The following is a 13,957-nucleotide window of genomic DNA, read 5'->3' as shown; positions in this document are numbered from 1 at the left end:
CGAAAAATGTATGCTGACCAAAAAGTAGTTTTGGAAAAACAGATAGAAAAGAGGATAAGTATGAACGAATTATATGAATTGATTGAGCAAAAAATAAAGGAGTCAGGTTATCCGAGAGAGATTTCCGGGGAAGCGGTATACAATGATATCTGTGATCAGATTGAGGGCAAGGAGAATGGCATATATCTCCTTTTATCAAAATTTGAGGAAGATGTGATTTTTGAATACCATATTACAATCCGTGACGAGGATTTTAATCTTGGAATCCTGACAATGCGCACCCCGGAAGGCACATTTGAAGTAGATTTTGATGCATAAAACTTTATGTTATAAATACTGCTTTGCATCAGACGTAAGAAGCGCAGAGCAAAATGATTATTTTAATTTATAAAAATAAAATGCAGATTAGTGAAAAAAATTCTGCAGGAAATTATTATATGAGCAAGCAGCAAAAGCGGGTTGCAAATGTCTGTTTTGCTAAAGGGAAAAATTCAAACGTAGTTTTGAAATAGTAGGAGGAACTATGGATATCAAAGAACAAATTCATGTATTATCAGAAGAGATGATTGAAAACTTAGGAAAGCTGGTAGCGGTTGATTCCCAACTTGGCACACCGGAAGAAGGGAAGCCATTTGGAGAAGGACCGGCTGAAGTGCTCAGTGTAGGATTAAAAATAGCGGAAGAACTCGGGTTTTATACTGTAAATCTGGATAACTATTGTGGCTATGCGGAAATGGGCGAAGGCGAGGAAATTGTAGGAATTGCAGGGCATCTGGATATTGTACCGGTAGGTGGAGACTGGAGTTATGATCCTTTTGTGCTGACGCGTAAGGGGGATTATGTGTATGGTCGTGGAACGACAGACGATAAAGGTCCGGTGATCGAGGCACTTTATGCAATGAAATTGCTGCGTGATTCCGGAGTTAAGCTGAATAAACGCGTACGTCTGATCATGGGCTGTAATGAGGAGACCGGTTCTAAATGTATGGAACATTATAATAAAGTTGCCGAAGAGTTATCCTGCGGTTTTACACCGGATGCGAATTTCCCATGTATCCATGGTGAAAAGGGCCATATGTCCATGATGGCATATTCAAAACATACCAAAATTATTTCTATGAATGGCGGCTTTGTATCCAATGCGGTGTGCGATAGTTGTACAACCGTGATCCCGGCAGACATCGGTCTGAAAGAAAAATTGGAAGCAGCACTTGCTGATACAAAGCTTCAGGAGTATCAAGTAACGGAAGAGAATGGTCAGATTGAAATTTATGCAAAAGGTGTTCCGGCGCATGCCAGTACACCGGCACTTGGTATCAATGCAGCTGGTGTGACATTTGAGTGTCTGGAAAAAGCCGGATTTGAAGATGATTTTGTAAAATTCTATAATACACACCTTGGAACTTCCTGTGATGGAGCCGGAGTTGGTTTGAAATGTGAGGATGCCTACGGCAACCTGACGTTCTGTAATGGAATTGTAAAAACAGAGAATGGTGTGATTTCCTGCAGCATTGACATCCGTGTGCCGGTTACTTTACAAGAGGCAGATGTGCGCAAAATGTGCGAAGGAAAATTAGAAGATGAAAATGGTCGAATTGAGATAGAAGAAATCGGTGATCCGTTGTTTTTCCCGCGGGAATCCCCACTGGTAGAAGCGCTGTACAAAGCATATGTGGATGTGACAGGGGATACAGAGCATGAACCGATGGTGATCGGTGGTGGAACCTATGCAAAATCTCTGAAAAATATCATTGCGTTTGGACCGGAAAAACTGGATATAGATTATCATATTCACAGCGCTGACGAATTTATTCTGGTATCTGAAATGGAAGAAGCGGTTCTGATTTATATGGAAGCTATTAAAAATCTGCTGGCAATTTGAGCATGGTTTTGCACCGGCCAAACGAAGTATAGATGTGCAGTGATTGTGAGAAGCGTAAGCTGACATACGCTTCCCGGAATCACGCTCCAAGTTTCATGTGTGTTTGACTTAAAGAACCAGTAGTAAAGAGGATTGCGAATGAACGATTTTACGGAACAATTAGAACGGTTTGATGATTATGTAAACTTGTGCCAATGACAGAATATTTTGAAAATTAAAGAAAAATTAAGTTTTCTCCTTTATGAAATCTAAGTTGTATTTTCTATAATGTAGATGATTTATAAGAAAAATACAATTTCAGCCTAAGATTTCTTCCATTATTACAGGTGATGAGGAAAAGTGAAAGAAAATAATCGCTGTTGGGAAGAAGTTTTGTCTGTACATTTTTAGAAATCTGAAAGGGGAAACAGGGGATGAGAGCTTTTATTTTAGTAATACTGTCCTTGCTTTTGGGCATATCTGGCAGTCGACAGCTGGCAAATCAGTTCAGTACGGCGAATATGTCACAGACTTTACAGGTTGCACTGGCGCAGGGGGTAATGATTGAAAATATAGATACGCATGGTGGCTTTCATGGAGATGGACAGTCGTTGACAGTCTGGAAGTTTGATGATAATTCTATATTAGAACAGATTTTGACAGATCCTGACTGGAAAGAATTGCCAATGACGGACAACTTAGAAGCATTGCTTTACGGCGTAGTTTATGATACCGGGTTATCTATAACAGAAATTGGTCCATGTGTTGATTTTTCTGAGGAGCAGCTGCCGCAGATTCAGAACGGTTATTATTATTTTGTGGATCGTCAGGCTGAATCAGAAATGCAGCACAGCGATGCACAGATCATGGAGCGGGCATCCCTTAATTTTTCAATTGCGCTTTATGATGTGGATACGGATACCTTATATTATATCGAAGTGGATACGTAATATAAAACAACAGCAAAAGTGATGAAAAATAGAGGACTGTGCGGATATCAGGAAAATATTTTGCAAGACTTGCTGACAGATATCAAACAAAGCGATAAAGTGAAATAGAAAGAGGAAGAGAAATTGGACGATTTTTTATACATTTTGAAACTGCAGCTGGAAGGACGGCTGAGTGATGAGCAGATTACGGATCAGATGCATATTTATGAGGATTATATTCAGGAACAGCTGGCAGGCGGCAAGACAATGGAACAGGTTATGCGCAAACTTGGAGATCCGGAAAAAGTTGCGGATATGATCGTAGAACATTATGAGAAGCTGGAAAGACAGCAGCAGCGGGAAAACATTGGGAATATGACCGCGGATGAGATCAATGCCAATGTACAGAATCCGGAACATGGATTTCATGCAGAATTTATTGAAAATGAAGGATGGGATGTCCGGATTGGAAAACTAAAACTAAATACATGGTATGGAACACTGATTATTTTAGGAGCAGTTCTTGGAATTTCTATTCTGATATCAGAAATCATGCATTAAAATCGAAAAAAATATCTGGTGGCTTTTATAGAATGAAATGTCATATGATGACTAAAAAATAGAAAATAGTGTATAAGCGAGAAATTGAACGCAGAATAAGCATTCCCCCGCTTCAAGTGCGTAGAGCACTAAGCGGTGGGTAAGGGGGATGCTTATGTCAGTGGGAGTTAAAAGCTCCCACTGACAGGTCGCAAAGCAACTGCGTTCATGAGCAAGTAGCGAAAGTGGATTGCGAATGTCCGCTTTACAAAATGTTAATAAAATAACAAAATGAAAAATAAAATGACCAATGGGAAACATTGGTCATTTTAAGGGGAGTATAAATAATTAATAAGGGGTATAATTGAAAAGAATATTGAAGGGAAGATTCTTTTCAATTTGAATTATATAGCATTTGATAAGAAATTGCAAATAATTTAACAAACTTTTTCTGCGAAATTCACTTAAATTTCAGGCAAATTTTTCCATGAATAGAAAAAGAAAAAGTTAGCATACTACACCTGTAAAAACAAAACAGGAGGAATCATACAATGGCAAAAAAATATATGTCTGAAAATGATTACAAAAATGCTGACTACACAAATGGATACGCCAAAAATGAGGCAGATAAGGCAACTGACAAGGGGCAGAATAAGGCTCAGAATAAATCTCAGAACAAGAACAGTACGAATTATTCCGAAAACTGTGGCAAGAATTCTTCTAATGCAAACAGGAACTGCCGTTAGTCAGGACAAGGTACAAACTGCTGAAAAAAGGCATATGATAAAATAACCGAAGGCGGTTAGAAAGCAGAGAAAAGGCGGGCTGCATGACGGTCTGCCTTTTTTTCGTTCATTGACGAAAATAAATCGAGTTTTATAGCATAAAAATAGAAAGGGGAAAGGAGATATGGGATTATGTCTGATCAGCTCGAAAGAAATCAGTGAATATCGGCGCAGGTGGAATGCCATGCTAGTCGATCTGCGGAATCCAAAGGCTTACCGCCAGTGGCATATACCGGAAGCACAGAATGTGCCATTGGAGGAACTGGAATTATTTATGGAGCAGGTTCCAAAAAGCAGACTGGTGATTTTTTACTGCCAGTATGGTAATACAAGCATTCAGGAAGGATGCCGGTATGTAAAACGTGGATACCGGATCTGTTCAGTCGCAGGCGGTATCGATGCGTATCGTGCGTGTGAACTGCAACTGTACAAGGGGAAAGTATTACACGAGGAGAAGAGTTATATTGACAGCATAAATAAGAAACGATTATAATATTTACAAATAACAAAAGATAGCAGGAGAAAAGTGATGGAATTACAGCAATTTATTTCGCCCTGTCATTTCGGTATGGAGGCAATTCTTAAACGGGAAATTTATGATCTGGGATATGATATTGTCAAAGTAGAAGATGGCAGGGTTACATATGAAGGTGACATGGAGACAATCTGCCGGGCAAATATTCATTTGCGGACAACGGAGCGTGTACTTTTAAAGGTTGGAGAGTTCCATGCAGAGACTTTTGATGAATTATTTGAAGCAGTAAAAGCAATTCCATGGGAGAATTATCTGCCGGTGGATGCAAAGTTCTGGGTGACAAAGGCATCTTCTGTAAAAAGCAAGCTGTTTAGTCCATCTGATATTCAGTCTATTGTAAAAAAAGCAATTGTAGAACGATTGAAGCAGCACTACGGTGTGAATTGGTTTGAAGAGACAGGTTCTTCTTACCCGTTGCGTGTATTTTTGAATAAAGATGAAGTGACCATCGGAATTGATTCTTCCGGAGAATCTCTGCATAAGCGTGGATATCGTGTGTTGAGCAGCAAAGCACCGATCACAGAAACACTGGCAGCAGCTATGATCATGCTGACACCATGGAAAGCTGACCGCATTCTGGTGGACCCGTTTTGCGGAAGTGGAACGATTCCTATCGAGGCGGCGATGATCGCTGCAAATATCGCACCGGGCATGTCACGGACATTTCTGGCTCAGACATGGAACAATCTGGTTCCGATGCAGCTGTGGAATGACAGCTTTGAGGAAGCAAAAGAGCTGGTAACTACTGATATTGAGACAAATATCCAGGGATATGACATTGACGGGGAGATTATCCGTGCAGCCCGTGATAATGCAAAGCGTGCCGGTGTGGATCATCTGATCCATTTTCAACAGCGTCCGGTGAGTGAATTGAAGAATCCGAAAAAATATGGTTTTGTCATTACCAATCCGCCTTATGGCGAGCGTTTAGAGGAAAAGGAAGCACTGCCGAAGCTGTATCGTGAGATTGGGGAAGCATTTGCCGGTCTGGACAGCTGGTCAGAATATCTGATTACTTCTTATGAAGATACGGAACGTTGTATTGGTAAGAAAGCAGACAAGAAACGGAAAATTTATAATGGTATGTTGCGGACCAATCTGTATCAGTACATTGGTCCGAAACCGCCAAAGAAGAAACGGCCGGAAGCGTAGAAAATAATTGCTTTTTTGCGTGTGGAAAAAGGGATGAACACGGCATGATACAGAAGTTACGACAGAAAAGAAGGACAGGCAGAATGAAACAGAGAATTATATTTGCAACAGGAAATAAAAATAAGATACGTGAAATCCATGAAATTCTGGGAGATCTTGGCTGGGAAATCCTTTCTATGAAAGAAGCCGGCATTGATCTGGATATCGTGGAAGATGGAACAACCTTTGAAGAAAATGCATTGATCAAAGCAAAAGCAGTGGCAGCACAGTGCAATGATATTGTACTGGCGGATGATTCCGGACTGGAGATTGATTATTTGAACAAAGAGCCGGGCATCTATTCCGCTCGCTATGCAGGGGAAGATACTTCTTATGACATTAAGAATCAGATGCTTCTGGATCGCCTGCAAGGCGTACCGAGGGAAAAACGTACCGCACGTTTTGTCTGTGCCATTGCAGCTGTTGTTCCGGGACATGAGCCGATTGTAGTACGTGGAACCATTGAAGGGTATATCGGAGATAAACCGGCGGGAGAAAATGGATTTGGCTATGATCCGATTTTTTATGTACCGGATCTGAACTGCTCTACAGCGGAATTATCACCGGAAGAGAAAAATGCAAGAAGTCATCGTGGTAACGCTCTTCGGGCGATGCGTGAGGAATTAAAGCAGTATATATCAGATGTGAGATGACTCTCCCCTTTGCAGATGGTGAGCAACAAGAATGCCGAGGGCATTCTTGAATAGATTGAGCAAAAGTTGTAGAATGGAGCATATATGAAAGTTTTGATTGTGAGTGATACACATGGAAGACATGCAGGGATTGAGGAGGCTATCCAGCGGGAATTTCCGTTTCAGCGGCTGATCCATCTGGGTGATGCAGAAGGATACGAAGATTATATTGCTGATTTAGCAGAATGTCCGATTGATATTGTTTCCGGAAACAATGACTTCTTTTCTGATCTGCCGGATGAAAAAATCGTATTTATCGATGATTTCCGCGCATTGATCACGCATGGTCATATGTATGGTGTATCCATGGGGTATCAGCGTATTTGGGAAGAGGGACTTGAACGGGGCGTGGATGCAGTGATGTTTGGACATACTCATCGGCCGATGTTAGAGGAAGATGAGGATCTTATCTTGCTGAATCCGGGAAGCCTGTCTTATCCGCGACAAAAAGGGCGGCAGCGTTCTTATATTGTTATGGAAAAAGAAAACGGGAAAAAGCCGACATTCGAGATCCGTTATCTGGATGAATAGCAGATAATATTGGTCCATAGATACTGTCAAAAACGATAATTATTAACTTGAGTTTTGTAAATTTTTTTGAAATACTTTGATTTTTATATGTCTAAAATACCCGCAAAGCCGCAAAATAAAGGCTTTGTGGGTGTGAAAAAAGTTTTAAAAAAAAAATAAAAAAAGTTGTTGACAAAATACGATGTTTGCCATATAATAATTCTTGCGTCGCGGGTAATACAGAAGCGGATGCGAAAGAAAAATACGGGGTGTGGCTCAGCTTGGCTAGAGCGCCTGGTTTGGGACCAGGAGGTCGCAGGTTCGAATCCTGTCACCCCGACTTATATGCGGGTGTAGTTCAATGGTAGAACACCAGCCTTCCAAGCTGGATACGTGGGTTCGATTCCCATCACCCGCTCTGTTATGAAAAATCTCATAACAATGTGTGTTCGTAGCTCAGCTGGATAGAGCAACGGCCTTCTAAGCCGTGGGTCGGGGGTTCGAATCCCTTCGAGCACATTGTCAGGAGTTTTGCCTGATACCCAAAGAAATTTGGACATGGTGGGTATAGCGCAGTTGGTTAGCGCGCCAGATTGTGGCTCTGGAGGCCAAGGGTTCGAATCCCTTTATCCACCTTAAAATCACTCCTGCTTGGTTGTAAATAATGGGCTATCGCCAAGCGGTAAGGCACAGCACTTTGACTGCTGCATTCGCTGGTTCGAATCCAGCTAGCCCAGTTCAATAAATTCATATGGGTGTGTAGCTCAGTTGGTAGAGCACTTGACTTTTAATCAAGTTGTCCCGGGTTCGAACCCCGGCACGCTCACTCTTAAAGAACGCAGTAGCGTTCTTTTTTTGTGCCGAGGTTCGAACCAAGGTTCGGTCTACGCTCCGCTACGGTCGGCGCTAAACAGAGGTCTCCCAGACCTCTAGCGCCCCGGCACGCTCACTTAAAGCCAGTAAACTCAAGGGTTTGCTGGTTTTTTCTTTTCTGAAAAACGTGTTTTTACACAAAACTTTCCACATTTTCCCACAAGGAATATCAAATGTGAAACGACTGAATTTTTTGGAAAATTTTTCCATATATTTTCACAATTTCCTATATTCTTCGCCGAGTACATAAAGAATACAAAGCGATTTGTTATGAAAGAGAAAGAAAAGATAGGAAGGGGGCGTGTATTATGTAAAAAAAGCAAGTGGGGATAACTCAATTTGGATTAGTCTCAATGTTAGATTACTACGCCGAAAGGAGTGTTACTTGTTAAGTTGATTGAACCGCGTGAACCGAACGGTACGCACGATGGTGTGAGAGGTCGGGGATTTATTAAATCCCCTCCTATTCGATTTTTTCTTTTTCTCAGCGCAGATATCAAAAAAAATGGTACTTTTTTCTAAAAAAGTTGCCTTTAGGGAAGGAGAGAAGTGTGAGAAAATGGCATCAGGTGAAGTGGAATTGGAATGACATTTTCGGAAGAAACGGTTAGGGCAGAAGGATCTGAAAACAGAATGCGAATAAAGGAGGAACAGGGAAATGAGTAAATTTAAATATGTACTCAGTATAGTGGTACTGAGCATGGTATTGAGTGTGACAGGATGCGGTGCTTCAAACGGAAATCAGCATGCAGACAGTTCTGTAGCAGCGGAGGAATCTTCTCCTGCAGAGACTACACAGAAAGCAGATAATAGTCAAACTGATGCACCTGCGGATCAGGAAGAGGAGAAAGAACCTTCTCACGATCTGACCGGAGCAGATGCAGAAGGTTATATACATGATGCTTCTTATGAGACGAGAGCAAATGCGGCGGCCGGCAGCTTGGAGCAGCCTTACGGGCGATACCGACTGAAGGATGCGGATGGTGTTTTTTATTATTTTGACGGTGAGGGTACCTGTTATTACGTGCAGAAGGGAACCTATTCTTTTTCCCATGATGCCAGCACGGATGGTACGGATGAGGATATGATATCCATGCAATTTGATGTGCAGGAGAATCCTACGAATTACATTATTGATGAAGAAGATGGTCAGCTGATGATCCGGACCACCTATTCCGGAAAAGAGGCAGAGACGCAGGTGGCAATGAATCTAATGGATGGAACAGATGGGATTGCTGCAATGGAACCGTTTGAGGGGATTTATACAGTGTATGGTTCTGATGTATACCGTTATGAGTTTCATGCAGATGGAAGTTTTTATCTGATTCTGGAAGAAAATTATAGCCTGGATGGAAACAAAGTGACTTTAAATGCCTTTGAACGTGAATTCAGCTATGAATATGCAGAAAATGGCGGAAATCTGGAATTGTCCGGAGATGGCACGACAATCGCGACACTGATTCCGATGGATTTGTAAATGGAAGAACGGGTAGACAAACTATTTAGAAAAGAAACAAAAGGATAAAAAATGTGTTTAAAATGTGAAAAAACACAAAAAATGGTACTTTTATCCCAAAAAGTTTCATTGTCTACTCGTTCTATAACATGTATGATGAATGCACCAGTTAATCACTAGAGAAGTGGAGGAGGAAAATATGAAAAGCAGAAGTATGAAAAAATTCATGCGAAAAGCAGTATCCGCAGTCAGCGCGGTAGCAATGGCGATTATGCTGGCAGCTCCGGCAGTGTCAACGCAGGCATTTGCCGCAGATGGAAAAGCTGCAAACAGTGTAACTTACATTGGTAAGAATACCATCAAAACTTATGATGGAAAGTCATTAACTTATGATAGCAGTGTAACGTTCACAACCAAAAACAGTGATGGAAGTTACTCCGAACTTTCACTTGCTGATGCAAAAACTGCTGTAAAGGACGGACAGGAAGTAAAAGTTTACACCAAAGCTCATGCAGAAGGCTATGGTTCTGTATGGTCAGAGAGTTATGATTACACAAACTACCGTACCGGTGTTCAGATCGGTGAGGACAGTGACGTGGCAATCGGAACCGAAGGCGTTGGTGGTAAATTAACAGGAACATTGCTGGAGGATTTCAACCTTGTTTCCACATCGAAAAACTTTAACCCGATCGTAGTCAACAAATCTGACGCAACCATCAAAGGAGCAACCATTGTTGCAGGTAATGCAGATGGCAAGGATAATTCTGAGGGAAGAAATGACATTAATGACTTCGTAGGTTATGGTACAGCCGTTAATATTTACGGTGATTCTGTAACAACAGGCGGTGGTGCTGATGCAAACGGCCAGATGGGTGGAACGACAGAGACAAATGCTACATATAAAACAATCATTGATATGACAGAGGGCGGCTCCATTACAACTTATGGTGTAGCGAGACCGGCAGTAGCGGTAGACAATGGTGGTGACGTTATCATCAAAGGTGATGGAAACGACAAGACACAGGAAATCTCCGTAAACGGCGGTACTCTTTACGATGGATTTAAAAATACAGCAGATACTGTAAAAATGGTATCACCGCCATGGGTACTTGGAGTTGTAGGAAACTCCCGTGCAACCAACATGCTTGGCAAAGGATCTACGATGGTAGTTCAGGATGCAGACGTATATGCTAAGAGCTGGGGTGCATTATCCACAGATTCCGGAAGCAATCCGTTCCTGTATGCCATCAACAGTAACATCAGCATGGATACTACATCGGATGATGCAAGTGGTTATGGTACATATGCAATTGGTAACGCACAGGAATATTTCCTTGGATCTACGTTCAATGTACCGACTTACCTGACGATTGCAGCAAACGGTGATAACAACAACATCACACTGGGTGCTACAAAGAAAGGTCAGAAAATCACAACACAGAAAGCAGTATGGAAAGACAATGTACAGTCTATCATTGACTATGGTACAGTTACCGCATCTGAGACAAGAGAAACCGTTGTAAACTCCGAGAACTTTGGTGTAGATATCTGGGGTCAGGCAACTGTTAATGTAAATGATGCAACAGAGTTCCATACAACATCGGCAGCGTTTCTGATCAAGAGTGCATCTTCTGTTGTAAATATCAGCAAAGATGCAACCATTGATGCTTCTATTGATGCAAATGCAAAAGCAGAGAGCAAATTAAACGGAACATCTTATGGTGTTGTATACCAGATCATTGATAACGAAGATTCAGCAGCAGCCGGAATCTCCTTCCCGGAAGGCTATGCAGGACCTGTGTTCAGTGACGCTGAGTATTCTGAGGCAGAAGGCTGGTTAGAAGCAAGTACAGCATCCGGTGATCAGGGTGGACAGCAGCCGGGCGGAGCACCAGGCGGAGACATGGGTGAAGCACCGGACGGACAGCCAGGCGGAGCACCGGATGGAGCACCGGGTGGAGCGGCTCAGAAAACTACATCTGTATTAAATATCTCTGACGATGATCTGAAAGGTAACATCTACAATGGATCTGGTTACTATGGGGATGGTCAGGAACTGACAGTCAACATTAAAAATGGTGCATCTATAACAGGTGCGATCAGTGCAACAACCATCAAACATACAACAGATGGTGGTAAGACGCAGAATACATCTATCAAAGAAGCTGATTATGATCAGATTGGTCATGTAATGAATAAACCTTCCTACAACGGTTCTAACGATGTAATCGTAAATGTAGAAAAAGGTGGTACATGGGTAGCTGATGGTACCTCTATCATCACAAAACTGACCATTGCAGATGGTGCAAGTGTTGCATATGGTACAGCTGTCGACGCAGATGGACAGGCAATTCAGCTGAAAGCAGGAAATACTTATGAGAATATCACAGTAACTGCAGCAACAAGCGGAACAACTGTAAAGAGTATCAGCAACAGCAATCTGATTACAACAGCAGACGGAAGCAAGATCGCATATGACAGCAACATCACTTTCACAATGAAAGACGGCAACGGATATAAAGAACTTTCACTTTCCGACGCAAAGACAGCTGTTAAAGCGAAAAAAGCAGTAAAAGTTTACACATTATCCCATAAAGAAGGCTACGGTTCTGTATGGAACAGCAACTATACCTACACAGATTATCGTACAGGTATCCAGATCGGTGAGAACAGCGGTGCTGCAATCGGAACAGCGGGTGTTGGTGGTAAATTAACAGGAAACACATTATCTGATCTGGTATTAACATCCACATCAAAGAACTTCAACCCGGTTGTTGTAAACAAAGCAGACGCAACACTGGATAATCCGGTGATCGTAGTTGGTAATGCAAACGGCAAAAATAACTCTGACGGTAGTGCAGATGTCAACGACTTCGTTGGATACGGTACTGCAGTTAATATTTACGGTGATTCTGTAACAACTGGCGGTGGTGCTGATGCAAACGGCCAGATGGGTGGAACAACCAATACAAATGCAACTTATAAGACAGATATTGATCTTTCCAATGGAGGATCCATCACAACTTATGGTGTAGCAAGACCGGCTGTAGCAGTAGATAACGGTGGTGATGTTCTCATCAAGGGTGATGGCAATTCCAAAACACAGGAAATCTCTGTAAACGGTGGTACACTGTACGATGGATTTAAGAATACAGCGGATACAGTTAAGATGGTATCTCCGCCATGGGTACTTGGTGTTGTAGGAAACTCCCGTGCAACCAATATGCTTGGTAAAGGATCTACTATGATCGTTCAGGATTCTGATGTATATGCTAAGAGCTGGGGCGCATTATCCACAGACTCCGGAAGCAATCCATATCTGTATGCAATTAACAGTAACATCACTATGGATACTACATCCAAGGATGCAAGTGGATACGGTACATATGCAATCGGTAACGCCCAGGAATATTTCCTTGGATCAACCTTTGACGTACCGACTTACCTGACCATCGCAGCAAACGGCGATAACAATACTATCACAATGGGTGCTACAACAAAAGGGCAGGAGATCACAACACAGAAAGCTGTATGGAAAGACAATACACAGTCCATCATCGATTACAATAAAGTAACAGCATCTGAGACAAGAGAAACCGTTATCAATTCCGAAAACTTCGGTGTAGATATCTGGGGGCAGGCTACTGTTAATGTAAACGATGCTACAACAATGAATACAAAATCAGCAGCATTCCTGATTAAGAGCGCAGACTCTACGGTAAATCTTGGTGCAGACGTTACTGTAAATGCAGCAACAGATGTAAATGCTCAGGCAGAGAAAGAACTCAACGGAACAGAGAACGGTGTTGTTTACCAGATCATCGATAACGAAGATGCAGCAGCAAAAGGTATTTCCTTCCCGGAAGGATATGCAGGTCCTGTATTCAGCGATGCTGAGTATTCTGAGGCAGAAGGCTGGATGAGTGAGGCAAACAAATCTGAGAGAACAAATACTTCTGTATTAAACATCGCAGATAAAGATCTGCAGGGTAATATTTACAACGGATCCGGTTACTACGGAGCAGCGAACAAGCTGACGGTTAACATCGAGGATGGCGCTTCCGTAACAGGTGCAATCAGTGCTACAACCATCAAACATACAACGGATGGCGGCAAGACACAGAACACATCGATCAAAGAAGCTGATTACAACCAGATCGGTCATGTAATGAACACACCTTACTACAACGGCGGCAACGATGTAGTTGTAAACGTAGAAAAAGGTGGTACATGGGTAGCTGATGGTACCTCTATCATCACAAAACTGACCATTGCAGACGGCGCAACTGTAACATACGGTTCCGCAAAAGATGCAAACGGCAAAGCAATCAAACTGGAAGCCGGCAAAACATACGAGAACATTACAGTATCTGATCAGCCGGATGAGACTCCTGCATACACAGGACTTGCTCAGGCAGAAGATGGTACATGGTACTACTACCTTGAGGGTGAAATTGCTTACGGTATCTCCGGACTTGCTCAGAATGAGTACGGCTGGTGGTATGTAGAAAACGGTAAAGTTGATTTCACACACAACGGACTTGTACAGAACCAGTATGGCTGGTGGTATGTACAGAACGGTCAG

The 13,957-nt window shown here is 42.2% G+C and carries 13 protein-coding genes and 6 tRNA genes; 18 read left to right on the top strand and 1 reads right to left on the bottom strand.

Annotated elements, in window-relative coordinates:
- Positions 1–60: 60 nt before the first annotated feature.
- The 16 genes from HMPREF0373_RS14260 (at position 61) to HMPREF0373_RS14190 (ending at position 7,869) form a co-directional block, all read left to right on the top strand.
- Positions 61–318, top strand: a complete 258-nt coding sequence (locus tag HMPREF0373_RS14260) for a hypothetical protein (RefSeq protein ID WP_022035446.1) — start codon at positions 61–63, stop codon at positions 316–318.
- Between the two features lie 53 nt (positions 319–371).
- Complete coding sequence (locus HMPREF0373_RS16840) at positions 372–512, top strand: hypothetical protein (RefSeq protein WP_021740477.1); 141 nt, start codon at positions 372–374, stop codon at positions 510–512.
- 11 nt (positions 513–523) lie between these two features.
- Positions 524–1,882: a M20 family metallopeptidase gene (locus HMPREF0373_RS14255; protein ID WP_021740476.1), complete on the top strand. Its 1,359-nt coding sequence runs from the start codon at positions 524–526 to the stop codon at positions 1,880–1,882.
- A gap of 413 nt (positions 1,883–2,295) precedes the next feature.
- Positions 2,296–2,811, top strand: coding sequence for a hypothetical protein (locus HMPREF0373_RS14250; RefSeq protein WP_021740475.1), 516 nt, complete (start codon positions 2,296–2,298; stop codon positions 2,809–2,811).
- A gap of 123 nt (positions 2,812–2,934) precedes the next feature.
- Positions 2,935–3,351, top strand: a complete 417-nt coding sequence (locus HMPREF0373_RS14245; protein ID WP_021740474.1) for an HAAS signaling domain-containing protein — start codon at positions 2,935–2,937, stop codon at positions 3,349–3,351.
- Positions 3,352–3,881: 530 nt separating this feature from the next.
- Positions 3,882–4,076, top strand: a complete 195-nt coding sequence (locus tag HMPREF0373_RS14240) for a hypothetical protein (protein ID WP_021740473.1) — start codon at positions 3,882–3,884, stop codon at positions 4,074–4,076.
- Positions 4,077–4,239: 163 nt separating this feature from the next.
- A complete protein-coding gene (locus tag HMPREF0373_RS14235; RefSeq protein ID WP_021740471.1) occupies positions 4,240–4,608 on the top strand; it encodes a rhodanese-like domain-containing protein in 369 nt (122 codons plus the stop codon).
- 36 nt (positions 4,609–4,644) lie between these two features.
- Positions 4,645–5,802: a THUMP domain-containing class I SAM-dependent RNA methyltransferase gene (locus HMPREF0373_RS14230; protein ID WP_021740470.1), complete on the top strand. Its 1,158-nt coding sequence runs from the start codon at positions 4,645–4,647 to the stop codon at positions 5,800–5,802.
- An 83-nt stretch (positions 5,803–5,885) separates the two neighbouring features.
- Entirely contained in the window at positions 5,886–6,494 is a 609-nt protein-coding gene (locus HMPREF0373_RS14225; protein ID WP_044964730.1) for an XTP/dITP diphosphatase, read from the top strand.
- A gap of 84 nt (positions 6,495–6,578) precedes the next feature.
- Positions 6,579–7,064: a metallophosphoesterase family protein gene (locus HMPREF0373_RS14220; RefSeq protein WP_021740468.1), complete on the top strand. Its 486-nt coding sequence runs from the start codon at positions 6,579–6,581 to the stop codon at positions 7,062–7,064.
- A 244-nt stretch (positions 7,065–7,308) separates the two neighbouring features.
- A tRNA-Pro gene (locus tag HMPREF0373_RS14215) sits at positions 7,309–7,383 on the top strand.
- 7 nt (positions 7,384–7,390) lie between these two features.
- A tRNA-Gly gene (locus tag HMPREF0373_RS14210) sits at positions 7,391–7,461 on the top strand.
- 27 nt (positions 7,462–7,488) lie between these two features.
- A tRNA-Arg gene (locus HMPREF0373_RS14205) sits at positions 7,489–7,562 on the top strand.
- Between the two features lie 42 nt (positions 7,563–7,604).
- Positions 7,605–7,678, top strand: a tRNA-His gene (locus tag HMPREF0373_RS14200).
- Positions 7,679–7,708: 30 nt separating this feature from the next.
- Positions 7,709–7,780 (top strand) — tRNA-Gln (locus tag HMPREF0373_RS14195).
- A 16-nt stretch (positions 7,781–7,796) separates the two neighbouring features.
- A tRNA-Lys gene (locus HMPREF0373_RS14190) sits at positions 7,797–7,869 on the top strand.
- A gap of 80 nt (positions 7,870–7,949) precedes the next feature.
- Here HMPREF0373_RS14190 and HMPREF0373_RS16835 read toward each other — a convergent pair.
- Positions 7,950–8,126, bottom strand: coding sequence for a hypothetical protein (locus HMPREF0373_RS16835; protein WP_021740467.1), 177 nt, complete (start codon positions 8,124–8,126; stop codon positions 7,950–7,952).
- 448 nt (positions 8,127–8,574) lie between these two features.
- Between HMPREF0373_RS16835 and HMPREF0373_RS14185 the strand changes: the two genes are divergently transcribed.
- Together HMPREF0373_RS14185 and HMPREF0373_RS14180 are read left to right on the top strand one after the other, a co-directional pair.
- Complete coding sequence (locus tag HMPREF0373_RS14185; protein ID WP_021740465.1) at positions 8,575–9,393, top strand: hypothetical protein; 819 nt, start codon at positions 8,575–8,577, stop codon at positions 9,391–9,393.
- Positions 9,394–9,571: 178 nt separating this feature from the next.
- The coding region (locus HMPREF0373_RS14180; protein WP_044964728.1) for a beta strand repeat-containing protein at positions 9,572–13,957 on the top strand (4,386 nt) is incomplete at its 3' end.

It is taken from the genome of Eubacterium ramulus ATCC 29099 (assembly GCF_000469345.1).
Taxonomy (GTDB): Bacteria; Bacillota; Clostridia; order Lachnospirales; family Lachnospiraceae; genus Eubacterium_I; species Eubacterium_I ramulus.
Note: the sequence above shows the minus strand (reverse complement) of the source record. Positions and strands in the feature narration are given on the sequence as shown.